Here is a 25,771-nt window from a genome sequence, read left to right as displayed (position 1 = left end):
AATACCGCCACCCCGTAGGTTGGGGCCACGTAGGGCCGACCTACGATAGGTTGGTGCGTAAGCCACCGCTCGTAGGCGTCATTCGCTTACCGGCAACGACCGAACCGATCCGGCGAAGCCCCCGGCCCACCACGCCAGCCCGGCGGATTTTCCCAGTTGGTGCCGCGCCCGCCGATGGGCCCAGGCGGATTGTTGTCGAAGTCCAGCCAGCAACGGCGCGCCTGGTTCCACAAGCCGTATCGCGGATGCCAATAGCCATAGCCGGCGTTGTAGTAGTAACCGTTCTTGAAGGTGAACTTGTAGCGCTTGCCGTTGTGGCGGTAGTAGCGGTAATCGGGCGAAGCGCCGGGGCCGCCTTTCCATCCCGGGGGATTTTCCCAGTTGGTCCCGTGTCCGCCGGCTGGGCCAGGCGGGTTGTTGTCGCGGTCGCGCCTGCCTGCGAAGGCGTCGCCGGTGAAAACGGCAGCGGCCATCAGCGCGGAAACCATCAGCCATTTCGAAGCTTTCATCTCGCTCTCCTGTTCGTGGGAACCACGACCGGATAAACCGATGGGCATCGCTCGCGTTGACGGCCGGTCTTGCTGTGTTTGGCTCCCGTTCGGTTCGCGATCCAGCAACCGTTCACATGCCAAAAGAAAAAGGCCGGGACATGCCCGGCCTTCGCGTTTTGCAGAGGACTTGGCTCAGCGCAGGTTGGCCGCCACGAAATCCCAGTTAACCAGCGCCCAGAACGACTCGACGTACTTCGGCCGCGCGTTGCGGTAGTCGATGTAGTAGGCGTGTTCCCACACATCGATGGTCAGCAGCGGAGTGTCGTCGCCGGTCAGCGGAGTGGTGGCGTTGGAAGTGCTGACCAGCGCCAGCGAACCATCCGAGCGCTGCACCAGCCAGCCCCAACCCGAACCGAAGGTGCCGATGGCGGTCTTGGTGAACTCTTCCTTGAACTTGGCGAAATCGCCGAAGGCCTGGTTGATCAGTTCGGCCACTTTGCCGGTCGGCTCACCGCCGCCGCCTTCCGAGGCCGGCTTCAGGCCGTTCCAGTAGAAGGTGTGGTTCCAGATCTGCGCGGCGTTGTTGAACATGCCGCCCTGCGATTTGCGGATGATGTCCTCCAGCGGCAGGCTGGCGAATTCGGTGCCCTCGATCAGCTTGTTGAGGTTGTCCACGTAGGTCTTGTGGTGCTTGCCGTAGTGGAAGTCGATGGTCTCGCCGGAGATATGCGGCTCGAGCGCGGTGCGGTCGTAGGGGAGCGGGGGGAGTTCGATAGCCATGGCTTTTCCTTTGCTGTGCTAGGCGGGCGGAGCGGGTGGGTCGGCGCAACGGCGGGGCCGTGCGAAGGCTTACAATAGGAGTTTACCCGACCACGGTTTGCAGGCCGTCAACGCAGGAGAAAACACCATGCCGGTGATGGAACGCATCCAGGCCGAAGTCGAGGCCCACCCCATCGTCCTTTTCATGAAAGGCACGCCGCAGTTCCCCATGTGCGGCTTCTCCAGCCGCGCGATGCATGCTCTCAGGAGCGCTGGCGCCGGGGATGTGCATACGATCAACGTACTGGAAGAGCCAGAGATCCGTGCCAACCTGCCGCGCTTCTCCAATTGGCCTACTTTTCCCCAGCTCTTCATCCATGGCGAGCTGATCGGCGGTTGCGACATCACCTTGGAGTTGTTCGAATCCGGCGAGTTGCAACGTATCGTCTCGGAGGCCATGGCGCAGTGAGCCTGCTCGCTCTTCCCACTCGCCAAACAGGCGCACTGCAAGGGCGCGTAGTGCTGGTCAGCGGCGCGCAGGGCGGCCTGGGCAGCGCCGCGGCGCAGGCGTGCGCGGCCGCCGGGGCCACGGTAGTGCTGCTGGGGCGCAAGCCGCCCAAATTGAACCGCGTCTACGATGCCTGCGCGAAGCTGGGACCCGAGCCTTTGCTTTATCCGCTGGATCTCGAAGGCGCCGCTCCGGACGACTATGCCGAAATGGCGGACCGCCTGCACCGCGAACTGGGCCGGCTGGACGGCTTGTTGCATTGCGCCGCCGAATTCCGCGGGCTCACCCCGCTGGAACACACCGACCCGGCCAATTTCGCCCGCGCCATACACGTCAACCTCACCGCGCCTTGGTGGCTGTCGCAGGCCTGCCTGCCGTTGCTCAAGCAGGCACCGGACGCCGCGCTGGTGTTCGCGCTGGACGACATGAGCCGGGTAGGGCAAGCGTACTGGGGCGGCTACGGGCTGGCCCAGCACGGCCTGGGGGCCATGGTGGGCATGCTGCATGCGGAGCTGGGCAACTCCAGCGTCAGGGTCTCGGCCCTGCAGCCCGGTCCCATGCGCACCTCTCTGCGGGCCAAAGCCTATGCCGAGGACGAAGACGCGCAGGCGCGCGATCCGGCCGACTATGCCGACGCCTGTGTCACCTTGCTGTCATCTGCCGGCGCGGCCCATCGCGGCGAAATCTGGAGCGTTCGCGCGTGACCATCCTTTCGGCCGCGCTGCTTCTGTTCCTTATCCTGGATCCGCTGGGCAATATCCCGGTTTTCCTGAGCGTGCTCAAACCCCTGGCGCCCAAGCGCCAGCGCGTCGTGCTGGCGCGCGAGCTGTTGATCGCCCTGGTGGTCCTGATGGGGTTCCTCTGGGGCGGAAAATACGCGCTGGAATTGATGCATCTGCGTCAGGAGTCGGTGCAGATCGCCGGCGGCATAGTCCTGTTCCTGATCGGCATCCGCATGATCTTCCCGCGGCCGGAAGGGCTGATGGGCGAACTGCCTGGCGGGGAGCCTTTTATCGTGCCCCTGGCCATTCCGCTGGTGGCCGGTCCTTCGGGCATGGCCGCAGTGATGCTGATGGGCAGCAACGAACCCGGCCGGCTCTGGGACTGGAGCCTGGCTCTGATGATCGCCTGGGGCGCTACCGCAGCCATCCTGTTTTCCGCGACCCTGCTTTACAAATGGCTGGGCCGCAGCGCCCTGATTGCTCTGGAAAGGCTCATGGGCATGTTGCTGGTGGCCATCTCGGTGCAAATGTTCCTAGACGGGATAGGGACTTACCTGAAACTCTCGCCGCCCAACATTTAATCGCTTCAGCAAGCGGCGATTCACCGCCATGGTGCGGTGCAAGAAGTTGTCATAACACGGTAATAACCGCTCTCTATCGTGTTAATCTGTTGTTAACCAAGTGACGCAGTTCACTGGGTCAGGGGCTTCATCCAGCGCGAATGATTCCACTTGGGGTCGCGCCAGCTTTTGCTTTTTACCGCCATCGCCTAACTCGTATCCGAGGCTTATCAAATGAATCAATCCCGTTTCCGGATGTCCAAGATCGCTCTTGGTCTCATGGTCGCGCTCGCCGCGGCGCCTTCTTTCGCGCAGAGCACCTCGTCGGGTGTCGGCGGTTTGGTGACCGGTACTGATGGCGCTCCTGTCGCGGGTGCCGAAGTGACCATCACCCACGTGGAATCGGGAACGGTCAGCCGCGCCACCACCGATGCGAGCGGCCGCTACAACGCGCGCGGTCTGCGCGTCGGCGGCCCCTACACGATCAGCGTGGTCAAGGCCGGTGCGGGCGCCGATACGGAAGAGAACATCTACCTCACCCTGAACCAGATCAGCACCGTCGACGCCACCCTGGCCAGCGGCGATGTGGCCACGCTGGAAACCGTCACCGCAGTCGGCATCGCCGGCGGCTCGGAAGTGTTCAGCGCGACCAAGATGGGTTCGGGCACCAGCGTCGACAGGGTGACCATCGAGGCGCTGCCCTCGATGAACGGCAACATCCAGGACTACATGCGCCTCGATCCGCGCGTGGCCTTCACCGACCGCGCCTCGGGCAGCATCAGTGCCGGCGGCCAGAACCCGCGCTTCAACAAGATCACCATCGACGGCGTGTCCGCCAGCGACAGCTTCGGTCTGGAAGGCAACAACATGCCGACCATGCGCCAGCCTGTGTCGATGGAGGCCATCGAAGCCATCGACATCAATCTGTCCAACTACGACGTGACCATGTCCGGCGCGGCCGGCGCCAACGTCAATGCGGTGACCAAGTCCGGTACCAACGAGTTCCACGGTTCGGTCTACGGCACCTACCGCGATGGCGACTGGTTCGGCGACTACCCGGCCCGCATCGCTGGCAGCTCGCTGAACGTTACCGGCCTGCCGTTCGATGAGTACGACGACGAGAAGACCTGGGGCGTGACTTTCGGCGGTCCGCTGGTCAAGGACAAGCTGTTCTTCTTCGCCAACTACGAGAAGTTCAAGCAGACCAACATCGGCCCGGCCGGCAAGAGCCAGGGCACCAACCCGCTGGCCTCGGGCGGCGCCGACTTCGACGCCGCGGATCTGGCCGAAGTGCAGCGCATCGCGCGCGAAACCTGGGGCTTCGAGCCCGGCAGTCTGACCGGCGGCGGCGACACCGAGCTGGAAGAGTACGCACTGAAGCTGGACTGGAACATCAGCGAAGCCCACCGCGCCAGCCTGCGCTACAGCAAGCTCGAGCAGACCCGCGTGCGTCCGGAAGCCTCGACCGCCAGCGTACTGTCGCTGAGCTCGAACTGGTTCAATCACGCCAAGACCGTGGAGAGCTACGTCGGCCAGCTGTTCAGCGACTGGACCGATACGTTCTCCACCGAGTTCAAGGTGTCCTATCGCGACTACTCGGCCGTCCGCGTCAATCCGACCACCGCGCCCACCATCCAGGTCTATTTCGACGACGGCGTGAACGGTAACGGCAACGACAATCCGATCGGCACCAACAACAACAGCTTCAGCAATCTGGACGCCATCCGTCTGGGTACCGAGCGCAGCTCGATGGGCAACAGCCTGCTGACCGAGACCTGGAACTACTTCGGCGCGGCCACCTGGACCGTGGGTGACCACGACATCAAGTTCGGCGCCGAGTACAGCGAGAACGAGATCTACAACTTCTTCCTGCAGGATGCCTGGGGCAACTACAGTTTCTACGTGCCCACCGTGAACGGCGTGTCGGATTTCAGCAGGCTGCTGAGCGGCCAGTACTTCGATTACGATCTGCAGGCCAACCCGACCGATCCGAGCCTCATCGCGGCCCAATACAAGAACAAGAGTCTGGGCCTGTTCGTGCAGGACACCTGGTATGTCACCCCTAATCTGACGCTGACCTTGGGCGTGCGTGCGGACCGGCCCGAAGCCAGCCCCAGCCCGCCGTTCAACCAATGCTTCGCTGCTGCCCCGGGTACGGCAAACGCGGCGTGCGGCGCCGGCTATACCGGCGGCTTCGGCATCGACAACACCTATACCTATAGCGACGATTTCATCATCCAGCCGCGCTTCGGCTTCAACTACACCTTCGATTGGGCACGTCCGGCGCAGTTGCGCGGCGGCATCGGCCTGTTCCAGGGCGACGCACCGCAGGTGTGGGTGGGCAATGCCTACAGCAGCACCGGCATGAACTACGTTTCGTACCAGAACATCACTACCCCGGCGACAGTGCCCTTCACCGCGGACGGCCTGAATCCGTCGATCCCGGCTGGCGGCACGGGCGTGCGCAACGTCAATGTGATCAGCAACGATTTCGATCTGCCGTCGGTATGGAAGGCCAACCTGGCGATCGACGTGGAGACGCCGTGGAACGGCATCGTCGCCTCGGCCGAGGTGTTGCTGACGGACGTCAAGAACGGCTTGTTCTATCGCACCCTCAACGTGGGTCCGGGCTACATCGGCCCTGATGGCCGCGTGCTGTACTGGAACCCCAACAGCCCCAGGCCGTTCGGCAACACCGCCACCACCAACGGAATTCAGGCCAATGGTGCGCGCTTCGGCCGCAACGCCTATTTCGGCGACGTCTTCCTGCTGGAGAACACCAACAAGGGCAAGGGCCAGCAGCTGACGGTCTCGCTGACCAAGCCGTTCTCCACCGAGAGCGATTGGTCCTGGAGCCTGGGCTACACCCGCACCAACGCCGAGGAAGTGTCCGCGCTGACCAGCTCGACCGCCGGTTCGGGCTACGGTTCGCAGCTTGGCTTCAGCATCAACGAACCCACCAGCTCCACCGCCCGCTACGAGATCAAGGACCGCTTCAGCGGTTCGTTGAACTGGTCGCACAAGTTCTTCGGCGACCACGCAACCCAGGTCGGCCTGTTCTACGAAGGCCGCAGCGGCCGTCCGTACAGCTACATCTTCGCGGGCGACGCCAATGGCGACAACCGCACGTTCAACGACTTGTTCTACGTGCCTTCGGGCCCGGGCGACGTGCTGTTCGGCAGCCTGAGCGCGACCGGCGCGTTCACTGCGAACCCGGCGATGGAGCAGGCGTTCTGGAACTGGTTGGGAACTCAGGAAGACCTGAGCCGCTACAAGGGCAGGTATGCGCCCGAGAACGGCTTCACCTCCAGCTTCGTCAATACCTTCGACATTCGCATCAGCCAGGAGCTTCCGGGCTTCATGAAGGGCCACAAGTCCAAGATCTGGCTCGATATCCAGAACGTCGGCAATCTGCTCAACAAGGATTGGGGACATATCATCGATTACGGCTTCAACGCCAATAATGCGGTCGCTAGCTTGGTCGGTATCTGCCAAGTCAACTGCCCCGCGGGTATGGCAGGAAGGTACGTCTACGGGTACCGCAGCGGCACGGAGTTCGGCCAGGCCACCGCGCTGGGCATCCCGACCAACTCCGATAGCCAGACCAACGGCATTTCGCAGTGGTCGGCTCAGGTGAGCTTCAAGTACGAGTTCTGATTGTCAGCTTGTTTGTTGGGAAAACGGCCGGCTTATCCGGCCGTTTTCTTTTGTGGGGCCGACTGCGCTACAGTTCTGGCCCTATAAAAAGACAAGCATGGATACGAATATGAGCGAAACGGCACCGAGGGCGTTGCCGGTACAGGACGCGCGGATCTATCCGCGCGGCGGCCTGGATGTGCTGTCCCGCGTGGAAGTGGCGCGGCTGCGCGATGCCTCCAGCGGCGGCATGCACGAACTGCTGCGCCGCTGCGCGCTGGCGGTGCTGACCAGCGGCAGCGCGTCGGACGATCCGCGCGCGGCCCGCGATTTGTATCCGGATTTCGACATCCAGGTGCTGCAGCAGGACCGGGGCGTGCGCATCGATCTGGTCAATGCGCCGGCCATGGCGTTCGTGGATGGCGAGATCATCCGCGGCGTGGCCGAACTGTTGTTCGCGGTCGTGCGCGACCTGGCCTATACCGCCATCGAGCTGGGCCCGGAACACGAAGCGGAACTGGAATCTTCCGTCGGCATCACCAACGCCGTATTCGGTCTGCTGCGCAACGCGCGCATCCTGAAGCCGGCCGACCCCAATCTGGTGGTGTGCTGGGGCGGCCATTCCATTTCACGCGATGAGTACATCTACACCAAGCAGGTGGGTTACGAATTGGGCCTGCGCGGGCTGGATATCTGCACCGGTTGCGGCCCGGGCGCGATGAAGGGTCCGATGAAAGGCGCCACCATCGCCCATGCCAAGCAGCGCAAGCGCACCACGCGCTACATCGGCATCACCGAGCCGGGCATCATCGCCGCCGAATCGCCCAACCCCATCGTCAACCACCTTGTCATCATGCCGGACATCGAGAAGCGGCTCGAGGCCTTCGTGCGGGTCGGCCACGGCATCCTGGTGTTCCCCGGCGGCGTCGGCACGGCCGAGGAGATCCTGTACCTGCTGGGCATCCTCCTGCGCGAGGAAAACGCCGGCTTGCCGTTCCCGCTGATCCTCACCGGCCCCACCATCGCAGCGCCGTATTTCGAGCAGATCGACAAGTTCATCCGACTGACCTTGGGCGAGGCCGCCGCGGCGCGCTACGAGATCATCACCGGCGATCCGGTCGCCGTCGCCAAGAAGATGACCGCCGGCATCAAGCGCGTGCGCGAGAACCGCATCGCGCATAAAGACTCGTTCTTTTTCAACTGGGCCATCGACGTGCCGCTGGAATACCAGCAGCCTTTCGTCCCCTCGCACGAAGCCATGGCCGCATTGGACTTGCACCATGGCCGCCCGGCGCACGCGCTGGCCGCCGATCTGCGTCGCGCCTTTTCGGGCATCGTCGCCGGCAACGTGAAGGAAGACGGCATGCGCCGCATCGAGCAATTCGGGCCTTTCGAGATCCACGGCGACCCCGACATGATGCATGCGCTGGACGCATTGCTGCGCGCGTTCGTCGAGCAGCGGCGCATGAAGATCGCGGGGGAGTACCGGCCTTGCTATCGGGTTCTTTCGTGACCTTGGCGCCAACCGAATAACGCTGCGGCTGGCAGGAATGAGGTTGCCGGGCGTGACGATTCGGGCAGTCCGGTTGCAACGCGATTGCTTTCTCTGAGAGAGGTGTGCGGTGTTGGAAACGGTGGTTCCCTGGTTGCCTGATTTCTGCCGGCGAGCCCGCATCATGGTCATGCTGGGCATGGCGGAGATGGTGGTAGTGGTTGTTGCGTTATGGCCTGGCGAAGCGAATAGGCTTCCGTTCGCGCACTTCTTGTCCGCGAGCGCATTCGCCCTGTGGATCGCCATTGCCGTGTCGGTCATGCTTTGCATGTCGCGTCAGGTATTGTCGCGGTTCACTCCCGTCCTTGGCGTAACTGCGTCGCTGGGTCTATCTGCGGCGATTTCGGTGGCGGCTGCGGGCATCGTATATGCATTGTTTACCGCGCTGGGAAAGCCGCCGGTGGACGTGAGTTTCTGGCGTTTCGTTTCGGCCAGCGCGGCGATCGCGGTACTTATCACTGCGTCCGCTATGCGTTATTTCTATGTCAGCGACCGTTGGACATTGCAACTCAACGCCAATGCCAGGGCCGAGGCCGACGCTTTGCAGGCACGTATCCGCCCACACTTCCTGTTCAACAGCATGAACCTGATAGCCAGCCTGGTCAGGACCGATCCGGTCGTGGCGGAGCGCGCGGTCCTGGACTTGTCGGATTTGTTCCGCGCCGCTTTGGGCGTCGGCGAAGGCGAATCGACCCTCGCCCAGGAGGTGGAACTGGCCCGGCGCTACCTTTCCATCGAGTCGTTGCGGCTTGGCGAGCGATTGCAGGTGCGGTGGAGGATGGAAGAGCCTCTGCCTTGGGAGCAGAGATTGCCGCACCTGGTTTTGCAGCCGCTGGTAGAGAATGCGGTTCTGCACGGGATTTCGCGAATTCCCGAAGGCGGGTTATTGGAAATAGACTTGTCGGTGAATGCCGATATTTTGTCGGTCACCATCATCAATCCCGCGCTGCCGCCGGACTCCCCAGTGCTTCGTTTACAGCAGGGATCCGGTCACGCCCAGCGCAACATCGCTTATCGTCTCCTGTACGCATTCAATTCACGGGCTAAACTCACGAGCGGATGGAAAGAAGGTGTTTACACCTGTGTGATGGCCGTGCCGACTCGGTGATATCCGAATAGGGTTCCGGGGTTCCTTATAGCGGGTGCTGAGTTCGACAGGCGAGGGTTCGGGAGCTCTTGGAACTGAACGCGGTTCACATTCGGTCTGCGGCAGTCTTGGCACGTAGGGCCGCCCTGGGGACGCCCGTCCGCCCATCGGGACCGTCCATCCTGAACAGGCTTGCCAGTCCGGCGGTCTCCTATAACGTGTAAGGCCATCGCTGGGGAGCGGCTACTGATGCCAAGACGCCAAAATAATGGGTTCAGCCTTATCGAGCTAATGGTGGTCATCGCGATCGTCGCGGTTTTGCTTACCATAGGGTTGCCCAGCTTCCAAAGCTCTTTGCGCTCCAATCGGATAGCGACCAGCAGCAATGAGTTACTGGCATCGCTGGCTTTGGCACGCAGCGAAGCGGTTCGTAGTACCCGCGGTGGTGGGGTGTGCTCGAGTGCCAACGGCACGGCGTGTGGCGGCAACTGGAATAACGGTTGGCTCGTCTGGACGGAAACGGACGGCAACGGTGTTCTAGGGGCAGGGGAAACGGTTGTCCGTTATATCCAAAGCAAGCCCAAGCTGACTTTGGCCGGCAGTGCGAACACTATCGCTTTCGACAGCCGTGGCCGGGCCATCGGTGGCGCCCAATCCATCCAACTCAGTCCCGAGGGTGCAGCCACGCCCATTCGTTGTCTACAGATCGGAATAACAGGCCAGACCCGTGTGGATCCAGGTGCATGCCCATGAAATCGAAATCGACGCGCCGTTTGCTTTCTCTATCCCGGGGTCGCACCTCGGGTTTCACCATGATCGAGGTGCTGATCGCGATCCTGGTTTTGGCGTTTGGATTGCTCGGGTTCGCCTTGTTGCAGACGATGAACGTTCGATTCACCAAAAGCGCGCAGCAACGTACTGTTGCCACCAATTTGGCTTATGAACTGGTAGACCTGATGCGCATTCAGCGTTCTCTCGGTTCCTATTACAACGCCATCAATCCTGGCAGCTTCAGCGGCGTGACCGTTCCAACAACAGGGTGCGCACGCGCGGTGGCCGCTCCGCCTACCGTCAATATCGATCGCTGGAAGTGCGAAGTGCGCGCAGCTTTGCCAGACGGTGAAGCAGACGTTGAATTGGCCGCCGACGGCAATGTCGTAGTGTATGTCCAATGGGGAGATACGGGTTCAATCAATAGCAGAGTCACGGTAAGGAGTCGTCTGTGAAGACCGCTTATAAAGGACCACGCGTCTCCACAGGTCTATCGCTCATAGAATTGATGATCGCTTTGTTGATCGGTACGATTCTTGTGTTGGGGCTTGTGCAAGTATTTTCGGCCTCGCGCACCGCATATCAGCTATCGCAGGGCATAGCCCGCAACCAGGAAAGTTCGCGTTTCGCTGTCGACTTCCTGACTCGCGATCTGCGCATGGCTGGCCACGCCGGGTGCGTGAACGATCAGTCGCTGCTTTCGACCGACGGCACTACCATCACTGGCGGCAATATCCGTTCCTTGTTCTTGAACGGAGCCAATCGAAATGCCAACAATGTCGCCGCGCTGCTATTTCCTCTGCGGTTCGATGTGTCCATTCAAGGCTACGAGGCCAATGGCACCGCGCCCGGTAACACCCGTCAGATCCCAGCCGCCCTCGTCGCCGGTGCTGCCGCTGATTGGTCGCCTGTGCTGCCGGCGGATATAAGTGGGCTGAATCCAGCGCCCATACGCGGCAGCGACATCGTAGTGCTGCGTTTTCTTTCGGCGGAAGAGGCGCCGATCACCACGTTCAATGCGACCGGGACGCCGGCGGTGGTGTATCCGGCCGCCAGCGGCGCCTTGGCCACCGGCGGAAGCGGTCTGTTTGCGATCGCCGATTGCCGCGGTGCATCGGTATTCCAGGCCAGCGCTGCACCCACCGCTACCAGCATGAATGTGACCCAGACTGGATTGAATGCCTCGGACCTCACGTTCATTTCGACACATGACAGTTCGCTTGCCTACAAGGCCGGCAGCGCATCTTTGTATCGCGCCGAGTCGATGGCTTACTACGTCGCGTTCAGCCCGCAGGCTCAGGCTCCAGCGCTCTATCGTGTTCGTTGGATTTCGACACCAGGAAACGGTGCTTTGACGGCTGTCACCGAGGAAATGGTGGATGGGGTCGAATCCATGCAGCTGCTTTTCGGCCGGGATTCGGCGCCGCTGACTTCTCCGCCATCGGGGTATATCTCGTCCATGGTGCCGGCAAGCACGATTGGCGATGAAACCAATGCGGCTGCATGGCGGCGCGTCGGAGCAGTACAACTGGGACTGATGGTGCGGAACTCCGGCAATCGGGAAGGAGCCGCCGCAACTCAGTCGCTGATCCCGCTTAGCGTTCTTGAAGTGCAGATGCCGGTGCAAACGCCGGATGGAAACTACAGATCCGTCTACGAAACTACGGTGGCGCTACGCAACCGACTGTACGGAAATTGAACCGATGAACCGATTCCAGCGATCAAGTTTTTCCATCTCTGCACGCAAGCAACGCGGCGCGGTTCTTTATGTCGCCTTGATCATGCTGATTCTGCTGGCGCTGATCGGCATAGTGGGCATGCAAGTGGCGACCCTGCAGGAACGCATGTCCGCCAACTATGTGGCCGCTAATGTTGCGTTTCAGAATGCTGAAAGCGAAGTCCGTACTCGCGAAGTCGATATTACCGAAGGCGATTTTTTCGAAAATGAAGATTGCGCAACGCCTTTCGACTCAAAGGCTTGGGCTAATGGTGTGACCACAGCATCCGAAGTACGGACGCGCAATATCGGGATATGCACTGGCGAGTGCAGCGCAGCTGTGGGCGGAGACAGCTCCGAAAGCCTATGCAATTTGTACAGGACCACGGGTTTCAGCCGTGACCAGAATTCAGTAGCCGCATCGTCGTCTCTCGCGGCTATCGACACCATCTTCATCAAGCCCTGACAGAGCATCGCCATGAAACTCAAGCATTGGACACTCCTGGGCCTGATAGTCATCTCAAGCCTGGCGATCGGGCAAGCGGTGGTAGTGCCTCCACCGCTGCTGAATATCGCGCAATCACCTTTATTCGCGCGCGCCTCGTTGCCGCCGCTGAACATGTTGGTGATGGGTAAGGATCACAAGATTTACTATGAAGCCTACAACGACGCTTCCGATCTCGACGGCGATGGCGTGCCGGATGTCGGGTATCAGGGCTGGCAGACGAAGGTTGTCGACGGGCAGACCAAGTTCAAGATCGATTATTTCGGCTATTTCAATTCTTTTGCTTGCTATACATGGGATGGTGCCAAGTTCAATCCCGTTTCCGCGGCGCCCAACAAGACGTGCAGCGGGCAGTGGAGCGGCGACTTTCTCAACTACCTGACCACTTCCCGCATGGACGCGCTGCGGCGCGTGCTGTACGGCGGCTGGCGACAGGTGGATTCCACCACTGAAACGATATTGCAAGGTTCGTTCTTTCCTCAGGATGCGCACAGTTGGGGAAAGGAATACCAAAGCGTCGCGCGCGATGGTTACAACATCAGCAACTATGCGCCCCTCACGGCGCCAACCGCGGGAAATTACCACCTTTTCGCCGTTACTACGGTTACCGACAATTCTGCGCCGCTGTTCCGCGTTATGCAGAACTCGCCGTACAGAATCTGGAACTGGCTTTCGATCGAAGGACCGGTAGCGGGCAATAAGTGCTTCACATCCGGCAATTCGCGAGTGGACTGCCTTAGCGGGTCGGGTAGTTGGGGTTTGGTACCGACTGGTACCCTGACCGGTTTGTCGATATCGACGTGGAGGCGCGCAACGGGCGCCGCCAATCCTACTACGCTCGCCGCCATGAACACGCTGTTCACTTCCAACGCCGTGGCGGGGAATCGGTGCGGCACAGGTACGGTCACCAGTATCAATAAAACGGCTGACGGAAATCCGTTCACCGGAAACGGGTGTACCAATGATAATTACATGACCCGTATAAGCGGCACCTTGAATATCGCTACTGCGGGCACTTACCGTTTTGCCGTCGATGGCGACGATGCCGTTGACCTGACCATTGATGGCACCACCGTCGTTGGTTGGTACGGTGGTCACGGCAATGATCGCAGCGATGCCGGTCTTAGTTCGCATTCGGCAAACGTCACTCTGTCGGCCGGAACGCATACCATCGTGTTCAGGCATGAAGAAGGGGGCGGTGGAGACAACTGGGGTTTGTTCTGGGAAAGCACTGCAGGAGCCAATCGTCGCGACGATTATTCCGTTCGCGTATCCGTATGTCCGGACACCGAAGCCCTGCGTGATACGACGTGCAAAGCCTATCCAAACGGGCATTACAAGCCCACGGGCATTTTGCATGATTACGGCGAAAGCGAGCGGATGTATTTCGGCCTGATCACTGGCTCGCAGCAGAATAACCTGCAGGGCGGGAAGCTCAGGAGCAACGTCGGCAATTTCTCCAACGAGATCACCGCCAACACCGGCCAGTTCCGCACCGACGTGAACGGCATCGCTCGTTCCATCGACAAGCTGCGCATGATCGGGGGCGCCTACAACAGTGGCAGCAACAACCTCAATGCCGACAGCAACTGGAACTGGGGCAACAGCAATGGTAACTGCGCCGGCACCGGCGATGTCATCACCAACGGCAATTGCCGCATGTGGGGCAATCCGGTGGCCGAGATGATGTATGAAACCATGCGCTATTTTTCGGGTGCGGAATCGGCTACTCCCGAATTTTCCAGCGGTGGATCAACCAATGGCGTCAGCGAGGAAACCGCAATGGGGCTTACCACGGACACGTGGAAGGACCCCTACAAGACCGCAGCCGCAGGTGGCCTGGGTTATCCAACTTGCGCCAAGCCTTATCAAACGGTGATCAGCGACATCAACCCAAGCTACGACGGCGACCTGCCGGGAAGCGCTTTCGCCGGAGCCATCGCAACCACAGGAACGACTCCAACCAATATCTCTGGCTTCAGCGCTTCCGGACAGGGTCAGGCCATCTGGAGCCATGAGTTTACCGGCGCGCGCGATGTGTTCATCGGTGAAGTGGGTGGAGTTTCCGACGGGGCGCCCACAGCCAAATCGGCGTCAAGTTTCGGCAATATCCGTGGCCTAGCCCCAGAGGAGCCGACCAAGTCCGGTACGTACTACTCTGCTAGCGTTGCCCGCTTTGGTCATGTGACCGATCTCAACGCGGCGCTCAATGACCAGAAACTTTCTACTTATTCGATCGCACTAGCCTCTCCATTGCCTCGGATCGAAGTGCCGGTCGGAACGGCAGGCCGGAAGATCACTCTGGTTCCGTTCGCTAAGACGGTCAGCGGCACCTTCGGCGGAGGCACGCGTAAGCCGACCAATACCATCGTCGACTTTTATATCCAGCAGCTGACCAACTTCCCCGGCCAGGTGGTCGATAACACGGTCAATGGCGGTCGCGCGAAGGCGGTCTTCCGCATCAACTACGAGGATGTGGAGCAAGGCAACGACCACGACATGGACACCATCGCGCGTTACGAGGTGAGCGCGAAGGCGGACGGTACGGTGGATGTGCAGGTGATTTCCGAGTATGCGGCCGGCAGCGCGAACCAATACATGGGTTATGTGCTGTCGGGCAGTAATCACGATGGCATTTACCTGGAAATATGCGACCTGAGGGATGGCATAGGCAATCCGGGCAATAGCACCGACAAGAGCCTGTGCGCATCCACTAACACGGTCTATCGCTTCAACACGCCGCCTGGACGGAATCCGGGCTATTGCGACAGCGGCGCGCCGCCAGCCGATTGCGCGGGTTTGCCGCCGACGTCCAACGTCCGCAACTTCAGCGCTGGCACGAGTTCTGCTACGCAGCTGATGGATCCGTTGTGGTATGCCGCCAAGTACGGCGGTTTCACCGATGCAAACAGCAACAACTTGCCCGATGGCACCGAATGGGATGCGGACAGCGATGGCGTGCCGGACAATTACTTCCTGGTCACCAATCCGCTGAATTTGCGTAGCCAGCTCACCAAGGCGTTCGACGCAATCCAGGCCCAGACCGGAACCAGCGGTACGCTCAGCGTGGCAGGTGCTCGTGTCAGCGCCACTTCCTTCGCTGTGTTGCCTTCCTACAGCAGTCTTGCTGGCGGACACGATTGGATCGGCGATCTGACCGCGCAGAATATCGGAACCGATGGGCGACTGGGCACGGTGCGGTGGACAGCGGCGTCCCATATGCCGACAGATGCGGCCGGCGTTGGGGCCCGGAAGATATTCACGGCGCTTAGCAATGTCAATGCAACCAACCGTACGACAGCCGTGCAGCCTTTCCTCGCGACGAACCTGGGCAGTACCAACGTCGAGATATTCAATAGATTGGGCTCGGTGAATCCATTTGGCGACTTCGGCAGCATTACACCGAACCAGATGGTCAACTATCTGCGCGGCGAGCGCAGTATGGAAGGAGTCATCAAGACCACGGCGCCCTTCCGTCGACGTACCAGCATTCTGGGCGACATCATAAATTCGACGCCGGTAATCGCCTCCAAACGCGCCAACTACGGCTGGTCCTTTGCCTCGGGCCTTACCGCAGCGCAGAGAACTGCCTACTCGGCTTATGTGACGGCCAAGGCTGCCCAGAACGAATACGTGTACGTAGGCGCCAACGACGGCATGCTGCATGCGTTCGACGACACCGGCAATGAGACATTCGCGTACGTGCCCAATGGCGTCCTTTCCAACATGGCGTGGCTGGCGAATCCGAACTACACCCACCGCTACTATGTGGATGGCGGCATGACGCTATCCGATGTGCTTATCAACGGCGGCTGGCAATCGGTGCTGGTCGGTGCGACAGGTGCGGGTGGAAGGTCGGTATTTGCGATCAACACGACCAACCCTTCGTCGTTCAGCGCCAACGACGTGCTGTGGGAAGTCAACAGCCAGACCGACGCCGATATGGGCTATCTGCTGGGCAAGCCGTTGATCGTACCAACTGATAACGGTCGATGGGTAGCGATCTTCGGCAATGGTTACAACAGCCAGAACGGCGATCCGGTTCTGTTCGTCGTAGACATCCAGACGGGTGCCGTGATCCGCAAGCTGGCTCCGAACGACTTGGACACGGTCACGCCCAATGGCTTGGGAAACATTTCAGCCATTGATACCACTGGCGATGGGCTGGTCGACACCGTCTACGGCGGGGACTTGCTGGGCAATGTCTGGAAGTTCGACCTTCGTGCTGCGGCCGAGGCTACGTGGAACGTTGCGCTGAGCGGGCAGCCGCTATTCGTGGCCACCGATTCGGCGGGCGCCAGGCAGCCGATCACCGGCTCGTTCGAGATCGCGGTGGGTCCGGGCACGGGCCACATGCTCTACTTCGGTACCGGCCGGTACTTTGTATCGGGCGATAATAATGCGAGTCTCGGCCAGCAGGTCCAGAGCTTGTATGGCGTATGGGATAACGGAACCACCGTTGCAACCAATTGGCGGACCGCGGGATTGCTGGTAGCGCAACAGATGACGACCGGTGGGACTACCCCGGAAACCCGGAACATCAGCCGCAACCCGGTGAGTTACCTGACCAAACGAGGTTTCTATCTCGATCTGCTTGTGGATGGCAGCAACACTGGCGAGCGTTTCATCGCAAGGCCGAGAATTCAGAGCGGAAAGGTCTATTTGCCGACCTATCAGCCGGGGTTCGCTTCCGATTGCGCGCCAGGCGGGAAAAACTGGTTGTACGCGCTTGACCCGCTTTCCGGCGGTGCGGCCTTCGGTCAGATCACGCTGCCGCCGAATGGCGTTGTAGGCGGCGGTACCACGGGCGGCATCACGACCGGCGATGGAGCGCCAAGCCGCGATGTAGGCGTGACTCAGCCGTTGCCGCTGATTCCGGTCTACTGCGATCCGAGCGCTACCGGTTGCGTGCCCGGCGACCCAAGCAATCCGCCGAATACCAAGTGCAGCGAAGTGATAATAGATGCGTCTGACCCGACCAAGTCGATGATCGTGCAGCGTGCGTGCGGCAGACAGTCTTGGCGTCAATTGCTATGAGGACGAGGCTAAAACAGATGGAAAAGAATCAGTTGGGTGAGAGCTTGCTTGGAGGCCGTACGTCAAGACCTGAGCAAGCGCTGGGATTTACTCTGATCGAGCTCATGATCGTGGTGGCGGTAGTCGCTGTGCTGGTGGCAATCGCCTACCCGTCCTACCAAGATGCGTTGCGCAAGTCCCGTCGTGCGCAGGCCAAAGCCGATTTGATCGAGTACGCTGCACTGGCGGAGCGGTTCCGTACGGTTAACAACACTTATGTTGGCTTCACTTTGCCGGTCACTGTTTCTCCGCGCGAGGCTGGGGCTGTTGCGAGATACAACCTGACCCCAGCGGCGGCTTTTGCGGCAGCAAATTCTTTTACGATCACAGCAACCGCGGCCGGCGATCAAGCCAATGACCGCTGCGGCAACCTGACGCTCAGCAATACGGGCGTCAAGGGCAACAGTGCCGGTGCGCTTGCGGACTGTTGGTGAGGTGTGGCTAGTTAACAAAAAAGCCGCCATTTCTGGCGGCTTTTTTGCTTTATCTGGCGCCCGAAGTTGGACTCGAACCAACGACCCCCTGATTAACAGTCAAGTGCTCTAACCGGCTGAGCTATTCGGGCGGGGCGGTCATTGTAGGGTGGAGGAATCGGTCAGGCAAGGCTGAGCTGGGGCCGAAAGCCGATTTGCCTGACTGGAAAGGCGCGCAGACGCCTGATTTCAGGGCATGCATGGTTTGGACCCCGAAGCCTTTTCGCTGCGCACCCTGCCCACGTTATTGACGATGACCTGTCCCAGGAGGACGTCGTCCCGGCATAGACGCACGCTGATATTGCTGCCGGCGCTGCGACCGTCGGGCAGGTAGCGCAGCTGGGGGCGGCCGGACGAGGAAACCAGGCGCAGGGAGGGGTGAAGGGGAGCATTTTCGTCCCGCAATATGTCTTCCCGCGCATCCGGCTGCCTGTTGCCGTCGGCATCGAAGAACATCAGCCAGCCCTGGCTCCAGTCGCCGTCCATGCGGCAGCCGCCGCCCCGGTTGGAGGGGCAGACCACGGTAGGAATGCGGTAGCTGATGGCCGTGCTGCGTGCCGAAGCCATGTAGGCGGTCAGCAGGTGCATGGTCGAGCTCGCGCGCTGGTTTTCGATCATGCTGCGATAGGAGGGCACGCCTATCGCCAGTCCGATGGCCGAAATGGCCATAACGACGAGCGCCTCGAGCAGGCTGAAGCCTCCTGGGCCGTGGAAGCGGCTTTGAGAGCCTCTGGTGTGTTTTGCGGAGGTGGTTGCGGGCATCCGATGCATTGGCTTTCTCCAGTCAGCCCTGTCCGGGCATGGCCAGATTCCTCTTCTTGCCGGGGCGCGGACATCGGCAAGGCGCGCGAGGATATGTAAGGAATTTCCTGACACAGCCGTAATCCCGGCCGCCGCTATACTGGACAATCGCCGCAGAATCCCCGCCATGACCGATCGTTTCGAACTCGTTTCCTCCTATTCCCCCGCCGGCGATCAGCCGCAGGCGATCGCCAAGCTGATCGAGGGCTTCGAGTCCGGCCTGGCCAAGCAGACCCTGCTGGGCGTCACTGGTTCGGGCAAGACCTACACCATCGCCAACGTAGTGCAAGCGGTGCAGAAGCCGACCCTGGTGATGGCTCCCAACAAGACCTTGGCCGCCCAGCTGTACGGCGAATTCAAGTCGTTCTTCCCGAATAACTCGGTCGAGTATTTCGTCAGCTATTACGACTATTACCAGCCGGAAGCCTACGTGCCGTCGTCGGACACCTTCATCGAGAAGGACAGTTCGATCAACGAGCACATCGAACAGATGCGCCTGGCCGCCACCAAGGCGCTGCTATCCCGCCGCGACACGATAGTGGTTGCCACGGTGTCGGCCATCTATGGCCTGGGCGCACCGGAGGACTACTTGTCGCTGCGTCTCATCCTGTCGCGCGGCGAGCATATCGATCAGCGCCAGCTGATCCGGCATTTGAGCGACCTGCAGTACACGCGCAACGAATACGAACTGCATCGCGGCACGTTCCGGGTGAAGGGCGAAGTCATCGATGTGTTCCCGGCCGAATCCGATATCGAAGCCTTGCGCATCGAATTGTTCGACGGCGAGATAGAGAACCTGACCCTGTTCGATCCGCTAACCGGCGAAACCCTGCGCAGGCTGCCGCGCTACACCATCTATCCCAAGACCCACTACGCGACCACGCGCGACCGGGTGCTGGCGGCCATCGACACGATCAAGGCCGAACTGAAAGAGCGGCTGGAGCAGCTGTATTCGCAGAACAAGCTGGTGGAAGCGCAGCGCCTGGCGCAGCGCACCCAGTTCGACGTGGAGATGATGGCCGAGGTAGGTTTCTGCAACGGCATCGAGAACTACTCCCGCCACCTGACCGGCAAGGCGCCGGGCGAGCCGCCGCCGACGCTGTTCGATTACCTGCCTCCCGACGCTTTATTGGTCTGCGATGAGTCGCACGTGACCATTCCGCAGATCGGCGCCATGTACAAGGGCGACCGCTCGCGCAAGGAAACGCTGGTGGAGTTCGGTTTCCGGCTGCCGTCGGCGCTGGACAACCGGCCGTTGAAGTTCGAGGAATGGGAAGCGCGTTCGCCGCGCAGCATTTACGTGTCGGCAACGCCGGGCCCCTACGAACTGCGGGAATCGGGCGGAGAAGTAGTTGAGCTGGTGGTACGGCCGACCGGCCTGGTGGATCCACCCGTGGAAATCCGTCCGGTGGCTTCGCAGGTCGACGACGTGCTGTCGGAAATCAATCTGCGGGTGGCGATGGGTGATCGCGTGCTGATCACCACCCTGACCAAGCGCATGGCCGAAAACCTGACCGAATACCTGGGCGAACACGGGGTCAAGGTGCGCTATCTGCATTCGGACGTGGATACGGTGGAGCGTGTGGAAATTATCCGCGACCTGCGCCTGGGCAAATTCGACGTGCTGGTGGGCATCAACCTGTTGCGCGAAGGCCTGGACATGCCGGAGGTCTCGCTGGTGGCGATCCTGGACGCGGACAAGGAGGGCTTCCTGCGTTCGCGCGGATCGCTGATCCAGACCATCGGCCGGGCCGCCCGCAATCTGCGCGGCAAGGCGATCCTGTACGCCGACAAGATCACCAATTCCATGCAGGCCGCCATCGACGAGACCAACCGCCGCCGCGAGAAGCAGGTGGAGTACAACGCCGAGCATGGCATCACCCCGATCTCGGTCGCCAAACCCATCGTGGACATCCTGGAAGGCGCGCGTAGCGACGCGGCCAATGAGGGAGGCCAAGGCGGCAAAGGCGGTCGCGGCAAGGGCCGCCGTGTGGCCGAGGAGGCGCCGGACTACGCCTCCTTCAGCCCGGCCCAGATCGCCGCACGGCTCAAGACGCTGGAGCAGCAGATGTACCAGCACGCCCGCGACCTGGAATTCGAGGACGCCGCGCGCCTGCGCGACGAGATCCACAAGCTGAAAGACGCCAGTTTGGTCATCTGACACGGTTCGGGGACGGTTGTAGGTCGGGGCTACGCCCCCGACGCACGGAAACCGTGGGCCGGCCGATTCCGTACCGCCTGCATGGATGTTATGATGCGCGCCCCTGAAAGCGTCCCTTCGGGGCATACCGGGCGGTTAGCTCAGCGGTAGAGCACTACCTTGACATGGTAGGGGTCACAGGTTCGAACCCTGTACCGCCCACCACGCTCCAGAGCGTGGCTTCGGCAACGGCAATAATCCAGAGGTGGCGGCGACCGGCCGTCGAGCGTGCGACATGAGCACTACCAACTTCCCCTGCTGACTTCCTTGCCCGCCTCCTCCGTTGGTGTACCGAAGGCGCGCAGCGCCTTTTTTCGTATCTGGTAACGACTGAATGATCACGATCACGCTCCCCGACGGCAGCCGCCGCGAATTCGAAAACCCCGTCACGGTCATGGAAGTGGCCCAGTCCATCGGCGCCGGCCTGGCCAAGGCCACCGTAGCCGGCGCGGTCGACGGCAAGCTGATCGACGCCAGCGACCGCATCGACCACGATGCCTCGCTGCGCATCATCACGCCGAAGGACGAGGAAGGCCTGGAAATCATCCGCCACTCCAGCGCCCACCTGGTCGGCCACGCGGTGAAGCAGCTGTTCCCCGAAGCCAAGATGGTGATCGGTCCGGTCATCGCCGAAGGCTTCTACTACGACATCTGGAACGAACGTCCGTTCACGCCGGAAGATCTGGCCGCGATCGAACAGCGCATGCGCGAACTGATCGAACAGGACTACGACGTGGTCAAGAAAGTCACCCCGCGCGCGGAAGTGATCGAGGTGTTCAAAGCCCGGGGCGAGGACTACAAGCTGCGCCTGATCGACGACATGCCCGACGAAACCACGATGGGCCTGTACTACCACCAGGAATACGTGGACATGTGCCGCGGCCCGCACGTGCCCAATACGCGCTTCCTGAAGTCGTTCAAGCTCACCCGCATTTCCGGCGCCTACTGGCGCGGCGACGCCAAGAACGAGCAGCTGCAGCGCATCTACGGCACCGCCTGGGCCGACAAGAAGCAGCTCGAGGCCTACATCACGCGGATCGAGGAAGCCGACAAGCGCGACCACCGCAAGATCGCCAAGCAGCAGGAGCTTTTCCACCTGCAGGAAGAGGCGCCGGGCCTGGTGTTCTGGCATCCCAAGGGCTGGGCCATCTGGCAGGTGGTCGAGCAGTACATGCGCAAGGTCTACCGCGACACCGGCTATGGCGAAGTACGTTGCCCGCAGATCCTGGATGTGTCGCTGTGGCAGAAATCTGGCCACTGGGACAATTACCAGGACAACATGTTCTTCACCGAATCGGAGAAGCGCACCTACGCGCTGAAGCCGATGAACTGCCCCGGCCACGTCCAGGTGTTCAACCAGGGCCTGCACAGCTACCGCGACCTGCCGATCCGCTACGGCGAGTTCGGCGCCTGCCACCGCAACGAGCCTTCGGGCGCGCTGCACGGCATCTTGCGCGTGCGCGGCTTCACCCAGGACGACGGCCACATCTTCTGCACCGAGGACCAGATCGAATCCGAAGTCACCGCTTTCCACCAGCAGGCGCTGGCCGTCTACAAGGCGTTCGGCTTCCAAGAGATCCAGATCAAGATCGCCCTGCGCCCGGAAGCGCGCCTGGGCGACGACGCCACCTGGGACAAGGCCGAAGGCGCGCTGCGCTCAGCCCTGGCCGTGTGCGGAGTGGAGTGGCAGGAGCTGCCGGGCGAGGGCGCCTTCTACGGCCCCAAGATCGAATACCACCTCAAGGACGCCATCGGCCGCACCTGGCAGCTGGGCACCATGCAGGTCGATTTCATGATGCCTGAGCGCCTGGGGGCCGAGTACGTGGACGAACATTCCGCGCGCCGGCACCCGGTAATGCTGCACAGGGCCATCGTCGGCTCCATGGAGCGCTTCATCGGCATTCTGATCGAGCACCATGCCGGGGCCTTCCCGGCCTGGCTGGCGCCCCGCCAGGCGGTGGTCATGAACATCACCGACGCCCAGGCCGATTACGTGGCCGAAGTCCAAAAAAACCTTGCGAATCAAGGGTTCAGGGTGGTTTCGGATTTGCGGAACGAGAAAATCGGCTATAAGATCCGCGAACACACCCTGCAGCGCGTGCCGTACCTGCTGGTGGCCGGGGATCGGGAAAAAGAGAACGGGGCCATCGCCGTGCGCACACGTTCGGGCGAAGATTTAGGCACAATGAGCATCGCGGCTTTCGTCGAGCGCCTGCGCGCCGAGCAAACCGCGTGAGAAATGTCCCGGTCCCCTGTGGGGCCGGCATGGATGTATCCCTTGGGAGATTGCAACAATCAGTACCCCCGACAACAAGCAAAACCGCAAGAATCAGGAGATCCGCGTACCCAGCGTGCGCGTGATCGGCGCAGATGGCGAAATGGTGGGCGTGCTTTCGCGCGACGCCGCGCTGGCGCTGGCCGAGGAATCGGGCATGGATCTGGTGGAAATCCAGCCCCAGGCCGATCCGCCCGTCTGCCGCATCATGGACTTCGGCAAGTTCAAGTTCGAAGCCCAGAAAAAGGCCAACGCCGCCAAGAAGAAGCAGAAGCAGGTCGAGATCAAGGAACTCAAGTTCCGGCCGGTCACCGATGAAGGCGACTACCAGATCAAGATGCGCAACATCCGCCGCTTCCTGGAAGAAGGCGACAAGGTCAAGATCAACATCCGCTTCCGTGGCCGCGAAATGAGCCACCAGGAACTGGGCCGCGAAATGGCCACGCGCATCGAAACCGAGCTGGGCGACGACATCGTGATCGAATCGCGCCCGCGCCTGGAAGGCCGACAGATGGTCATGATGATCGCGCCGAAGAAGAAGTAGGGGTTTTTCCTTACTCCCACCGAGAGGGAGCAAAACCCTGATTTGCAAGGAATTCCCGCTCCGGGCATAATATGCGGCCCGGTCAAACGGGCGGCCGCCTGCAGGGTATGGGGCAGCCACAGGACCTGTCGTTATTTTCGTAATAGATTCAACGACTTACAAGCCGACATTGGGCATGGATGGAAAGCGTGGCCGCTTCATGACGAAGCATCCAAGGCCGCCGCCCGGGTCAGTTACAGAAACCAACAAGGATTACCGCAATGCCCAAGATCAAGACCCATCGGGCGGCGGCCAAGCGTTTCCGGAAGACCGCTTCCGGCAAATACAAGGCTGGCCACGCCAACAAGAGCCACATCCTCACCAAGAAGTCGACCAAGCGTAAGCGTGGCCTTCGTGCGACGAACATCGTCCGCGCCGAAGACTCCAAGCGTCTGGATCGTATGCTTCCGTATCTCTGAGGACTGAACAATGGCACGAGTCAAACGTGGTGTAACGGCGCGCCGCCGTCACAAGAAAATCCTGAAGCTCGCTAAGGGCTACTACAACGCCCGCCGCAAGGTCTTCCGCGTCGCCAACCAGGCCGTCATCAAGGCCGGTCAGTACGCGTATATCGGCCGCAAGCAGAAGAAGCGCAATTTCCGTTCGCTGTGGATCACCCGCATCAACGCGGCTGCCCGCCTGAACGGCTTGAGCTACAGCCGTTTCATGAACGGCATGCTGAAGGCCGGCATCACCCTGGACCGCAAGGTGCTGGCGGATATCGCCGTGCACGATTCGGTGGGTTTTGCGGCCTTGGCCGAAAAAGCCAAGAGCGCACTCGCGGCGTAAGCCGGCGATCTCCACCGTACAAAGCGACACTGGCAATCCATCGCCGAACACGTGGGGAAGGGCGCAAGTCCTTCCCCATTGTTTTTTACGACGTCATTCCAGTTTTTAACGCCGTCATGACCAGCGATTCGGCTGTTGAAAACCCAGCGCAAGCCGGAATCCATTTTGACTTTGCTCTGGCTCTGCACTGTTGTAAGGCAAGATCAAGATGGATCCCAGCGTTCGCTGGGATGACGACAACGTTTTTCCCGGGGTTGTGAACGAATGAGCGATATCGAATCCCTGTCCACGCAAGCGCTGTCCGACATCGCTTCGGCGCAGACGCCCGATGCGCTGGAATCGCTGCGCGTGGCTTTGCTGGGCAAGAGCGGCAGCATCACCGCGCAACTCAAGCAGCTGGGCACGCTTCCGGGCGACCAGCGCAAGGCGGCCGGCGAAGCGATCAACGTCGCCCGCGACGCCATCGCAAGCGCATTGTCGGCGCGCAAGGTGCTGCTGGAAGACGCCGCGCTGGATGCGCGGCTGGGCGGCGAAAGCATCGACGTCACCTTGCCGGGCCGCAACGCCGAACGCGGCGGATTGCACCCCATCAGCCGCACGCTGGAGCGCATCGCCGACATTTTCGGCCGGCTGGGTTACGAACTGGCCGACGGCCCGGAAATCGAGGACGACTGGCACAACTTCGAGGCGCTGAACTTCCCGCCGCACCATCCGGCGCGCGCCATGCACGACACCTTCTACTTCGGCGACGGCCGCCTGCTGCGCACCCACACCTCCGGTGTGCAAGTGCGCTACATGGGTGAGCACGCGCCGCCGCTGCGCATGATCGCGGCCGGCAAGGTCTACCGCAGCGACAGCGACCAGACCCATTCGCCGATGTTCCACCAGGTCGAAGGCCTGCTGGTCGACGAGCATTCCACGTTCGCCGACCTCAAGGGCACCCTGGCGGAATTCGTGCGCGCGTTCTTCGAGCGCGATTTCGAAATGCGCTTCCGCCCCAGTTATTTCCCGTTCGTCGAACCCGGCGCCGAAGTCGATATCGCCTGGCAGCAGCCCGACGGCAGCACCCGCTGGCTGGAAGTGCTGGGCTGCGGCATGGTCCATCCGAACGTGCTCAGGAGCTGCGGCATAGATCCTGAGCGCTACACCGGCTTCGCCTTCGGCATGGGCGTGGAGCGGTTCGCGATGCTGCGCTACGGCGTCAACGACCTGCGCGCGTTCTTCGATAACGATGTGCGGTTCCTACGGCAATTCGCTTGAAAACCG

General features: G+C 61.2%; 21 protein-coding genes and 2 tRNA genes. 19 read left to right on the top strand and 4 right to left on the bottom strand.

Annotated features, from left to right (window positions below; translation table 11 throughout):
- Positions 1-86 precede the first annotated feature (86 nt).
- Positions 87-509, bottom strand: coding sequence for a hypothetical protein (locus tag BLR66_RS06625; RefSeq protein ID WP_093281757.1), 423 nt, complete (start codon positions 507-509; stop codon positions 87-89).
- A gap of 174 nt (positions 510-683) precedes the next feature.
- Positions 684-1,271, bottom strand: coding sequence for a superoxide dismutase (locus BLR66_RS06620; protein WP_093281752.1), 588 nt, complete (start codon positions 1,269-1,271; stop codon positions 684-686).
- A gap of 127 nt (positions 1,272-1,398) precedes the next feature.
- Between BLR66_RS06620 and grxD the strand changes: the two genes are divergently transcribed.
- The 12 genes from grxD to BLR66_RS06560 all read left to right on the top strand — a co-directional run bounded on the left by grxD (position 1,399) and on the right by BLR66_RS06560 (position 17,818).
- Positions 1,399-1,719 carry a Grx4 family monothiol glutaredoxin gene (gene grxD / locus BLR66_RS06615; RefSeq protein WP_093281747.1) on the top strand — a complete coding sequence of 107 codons (321 nt, stop codon included), beginning with the start codon at positions 1,399-1,401 and terminating at the stop codon, positions 1,717-1,719.
- Entirely contained in the window at positions 1,716-2,462 is a 747-nt protein-coding gene (locus BLR66_RS06610; protein WP_093281743.1) for an SDR family NAD(P)-dependent oxidoreductase, read from the top strand. The genes grxD and BLR66_RS06610 overlap by 4 nt, the downstream gene beginning before the upstream one ends.
- On the top strand, positions 2,459-3,061 hold the full coding sequence (locus BLR66_RS06605) for a YhgN family NAAT transporter (RefSeq protein ID WP_093281738.1): 603 nt from the start codon (positions 2,459-2,461) through the stop codon (positions 3,059-3,061). The genes BLR66_RS06610 and BLR66_RS06605 overlap by 4 nt, the downstream gene beginning before the upstream one ends.
- 213 nt (positions 3,062-3,274) lie before the next feature.
- A complete protein-coding gene (locus BLR66_RS06600; protein ID WP_255402323.1) occupies positions 3,275-6,697 on the top strand; it encodes a TonB-dependent receptor in 3,423 nt (1,140 codons plus the stop codon).
- A gap of 97 nt (positions 6,698-6,794) precedes the next feature.
- Complete coding sequence (gene ppnN, locus BLR66_RS06595; RefSeq protein WP_176943782.1) at positions 6,795-8,189, top strand: nucleotide 5'-monophosphate nucleosidase PpnN; 1,395 nt, start codon at positions 6,795-6,797, stop codon at positions 8,187-8,189.
- A 163-nt stretch (positions 8,190-8,352) separates the two neighbouring features.
- Positions 8,353-9,336 carry a sensor histidine kinase gene (locus BLR66_RS06590; protein ID WP_093281726.1) on the top strand — a complete coding sequence of 328 codons (984 nt, stop codon included), beginning with the start codon at positions 8,353-8,355 and terminating at the stop codon, positions 9,334-9,336.
- A gap of 228 nt (positions 9,337-9,564) precedes the next feature.
- Positions 9,565-10,068, top strand: a complete 504-nt coding sequence (locus tag BLR66_RS06585; protein ID WP_093281721.1) for a GspH/FimT family pseudopilin — start codon at positions 9,565-9,567, stop codon at positions 10,066-10,068.
- The gene (gene pilV / locus BLR66_RS06580) at positions 10,065-10,541 is read left to right on the top strand and encodes a type IV pilus modification protein PilV (protein ID WP_093284457.1); all 477 of its coding nucleotides are present in this window, start codon (positions 10,065-10,067) and stop codon (positions 10,539-10,541) included. The genes BLR66_RS06585 and pilV overlap by 4 nt, the downstream gene beginning before the upstream one ends.
- Positions 10,542-10,594: 53 nt before the next feature.
- Complete coding sequence (locus BLR66_RS06575) at positions 10,595-11,785, top strand: PilW family protein (RefSeq protein WP_093281717.1); 1,191 nt, start codon at positions 10,595-10,597, stop codon at positions 11,783-11,785.
- Between the two features lie 4 nt (positions 11,786-11,789).
- Complete coding sequence (locus BLR66_RS06570; RefSeq protein WP_093281712.1) at positions 11,790-12,269, top strand: pilus assembly PilX family protein; 480 nt, start codon at positions 11,790-11,792, stop codon at positions 12,267-12,269.
- Between the two features lie 12 nt (positions 12,270-12,281).
- On the top strand, positions 12,282-17,345 hold the full coding sequence (locus BLR66_RS06565) for a PilC/PilY family type IV pilus protein (protein ID WP_093281708.1): 5,064 nt from the start codon (positions 12,282-12,284) through the stop codon (positions 17,343-17,345).
- A 17-nt stretch (positions 17,346-17,362) separates the two neighbouring features.
- A complete protein-coding gene (locus tag BLR66_RS06560; protein WP_093284452.1) occupies positions 17,363-17,818 on the top strand; it encodes a type IV pilin protein in 456 nt (151 codons plus the stop codon).
- 54 nt (positions 17,819-17,872) lie between these two features.
- Here BLR66_RS06560 and BLR66_RS06555 read toward each other — a convergent pair.
- Both BLR66_RS06555 and BLR66_RS19300 read right to left on the bottom strand, forming a co-directional pair.
- A tRNA-Asn gene (locus BLR66_RS06555) sits at positions 17,873-17,949 on the bottom strand.
- 97 nt (positions 17,950-18,046) lie between these two features.
- On the bottom strand, positions 18,047-18,619 hold the full coding sequence (locus BLR66_RS19300) for a GspH/FimT family pseudopilin (RefSeq protein ID WP_255402383.1): 573 nt from the start codon (positions 18,617-18,619) through the stop codon (positions 18,047-18,049).
- 166 nt (positions 18,620-18,785) lie between these two features.
- On the opposite strand from BLR66_RS19300, the gene uvrB reads away from it, so the two are divergent.
- The 7 genes from uvrB to BLR66_RS06515 all read left to right on the top strand — a co-directional run bounded on the left by uvrB (position 18,786) and on the right by BLR66_RS06515 (position 25,765).
- On the top strand, positions 18,786-20,819 hold the full coding sequence (gene uvrB / locus BLR66_RS06545) for an excinuclease ABC subunit UvrB (RefSeq protein ID WP_093281701.1): 2,034 nt from the start codon (positions 18,786-18,788) through the stop codon (positions 20,817-20,819).
- 129 nt (positions 20,820-20,948) lie between these two features.
- Positions 20,949-21,023: transfer RNA gene (locus tag BLR66_RS06540), tRNA-Val, on the top strand.
- Positions 21,024-21,192: 169 nt separating this feature from the next.
- Positions 21,193-23,094 (top strand): threonine--tRNA ligase, encoded by a 1,902-nt coding sequence (gene thrS, locus BLR66_RS06535; protein ID WP_093281697.1) that lies wholly within the window; start codon positions 21,193-21,195, stop codon positions 23,092-23,094.
- 58 nt (positions 23,095-23,152) lie between these two features.
- Positions 23,153-23,677 (top strand): translation initiation factor IF-3, encoded by a 525-nt coding sequence (infC, locus tag BLR66_RS06530; protein ID WP_211840790.1) that lies wholly within the window; start codon positions 23,153-23,155, stop codon positions 23,675-23,677.
- Between the two features lie 260 nt (positions 23,678-23,937).
- Positions 23,938-24,135, top strand: coding sequence for a 50S ribosomal protein L35 (gene rpmI, locus BLR66_RS06525; protein WP_093281688.1), 198 nt, complete (start codon positions 23,938-23,940; stop codon positions 24,133-24,135).
- A 10-nt stretch (positions 24,136-24,145) separates the two neighbouring features.
- Complete coding sequence (gene rplT / locus BLR66_RS06520; protein WP_093281686.1) at positions 24,146-24,505, top strand: 50S ribosomal protein L20; 360 nt, start codon at positions 24,146-24,148, stop codon at positions 24,503-24,505.
- A 264-nt stretch (positions 24,506-24,769) separates the two neighbouring features.
- Positions 24,770-25,765: a phenylalanine--tRNA ligase subunit alpha gene (locus BLR66_RS06515; protein ID WP_093281683.1), complete on the top strand. Its 996-nt coding sequence runs from the start codon at positions 24,770-24,772 to the stop codon at positions 25,763-25,765.
- Positions 25,766-25,771 lie beyond the last annotated feature (6 nt).

This window comes from Pseudoxanthomonas sp. CF125 (assembly GCF_900104085.1).
Classification (GTDB): domain Bacteria; phylum Pseudomonadota; class Gammaproteobacteria; order Xanthomonadales; family Xanthomonadaceae; genus Pseudoxanthomonas_A.
Note: the sequence above shows the minus strand (reverse complement) of the source record. Positions and strands in the feature narration are given on the sequence as shown.

Coding starts and splice junctions, on each gene's coding strand:
- BLR66_RS06515 (WP_093281683.1), top strand. CDS start 24,770: ATGAGCGATATCGAATCCCTGTCCACGCAAGCGCTGTCCGACATCGCT.
- BLR66_RS06570 (WP_093281712.1), top strand. CDS start 11,790: ATGAACCGATTCCAGCGATCAAGTTTTTCCATCTCTGCACGCAAGCAA.
- BLR66_RS06565 (WP_093281708.1), top strand. CDS start 12,282: ATGAAACTCAAGCATTGGACACTCCTGGGCCTGATAGTCATCTCAAGC.
- thrS (WP_093281697.1), top strand. CDS start 21,193: ATGATCACGATCACGCTCCCCGACGGCAGCCGCCGCGAATTCGAAAAC.
- pilV (WP_093284457.1), top strand. CDS start 10,065: ATGAAATCGAAATCGACGCGCCGTTTGCTTTCTCTATCCCGGGGTCGC.
- BLR66_RS06600 (WP_255402323.1), top strand. CDS start 3,275: ATGAATCAATCCCGTTTCCGGATGTCCAAGATCGCTCTTGGTCTCATG.
- BLR66_RS06620 (WP_093281752.1), bottom strand. CDS start 1,271: ATGGCTATCGAACTCCCCCCGCTCCCCTACGACCGCACCGCGCTCGAG.
- grxD (WP_093281747.1), top strand. CDS start 1,399: ATGCCGGTGATGGAACGCATCCAGGCCGAAGTCGAGGCCCACCCCATC.
- BLR66_RS06590 (WP_093281726.1), top strand. CDS start 8,353: ATGGTCATGCTGGGCATGGCGGAGATGGTGGTAGTGGTTGTTGCGTTA.
- BLR66_RS06625 (WP_093281757.1), bottom strand. CDS start 509: ATGAAAGCTTCGAAATGGCTGATGGTTTCCGCGCTGATGGCCGCTGCC.
- uvrB (WP_093281701.1), top strand. CDS start 18,786: ATGACCGATCGTTTCGAACTCGTTTCCTCCTATTCCCCCGCCGGCGAT.
- BLR66_RS06585 (WP_093281721.1), top strand. CDS start 9,565: ATGCCAAGACGCCAAAATAATGGGTTCAGCCTTATCGAGCTAATGGTG.
- BLR66_RS06560 (WP_093284452.1), top strand. CDS start 17,363: ATGGAAAAGAATCAGTTGGGTGAGAGCTTGCTTGGAGGCCGTACGTCA.
- rplT (WP_093281686.1), top strand. CDS start 24,146: ATGGCACGAGTCAAACGTGGTGTAACGGCGCGCCGCCGTCACAAGAAA.
- ppnN (WP_176943782.1), top strand. CDS start 6,795: ATGGATACGAATATGAGCGAAACGGCACCGAGGGCGTTGCCGGTACAG.
- rpmI (WP_093281688.1), top strand. CDS start 23,938: ATGCCCAAGATCAAGACCCATCGGGCGGCGGCCAAGCGTTTCCGGAAG.
- BLR66_RS06575 (WP_093281717.1), top strand. CDS start 10,595: ATGATCGCTTTGTTGATCGGTACGATTCTTGTGTTGGGGCTTGTGCAA.
- BLR66_RS19300 (WP_255402383.1), bottom strand. CDS start 18,619: ATGCCCGCAACCACCTCCGCAAAACACACCAGAGGCTCTCAAAGCCGC.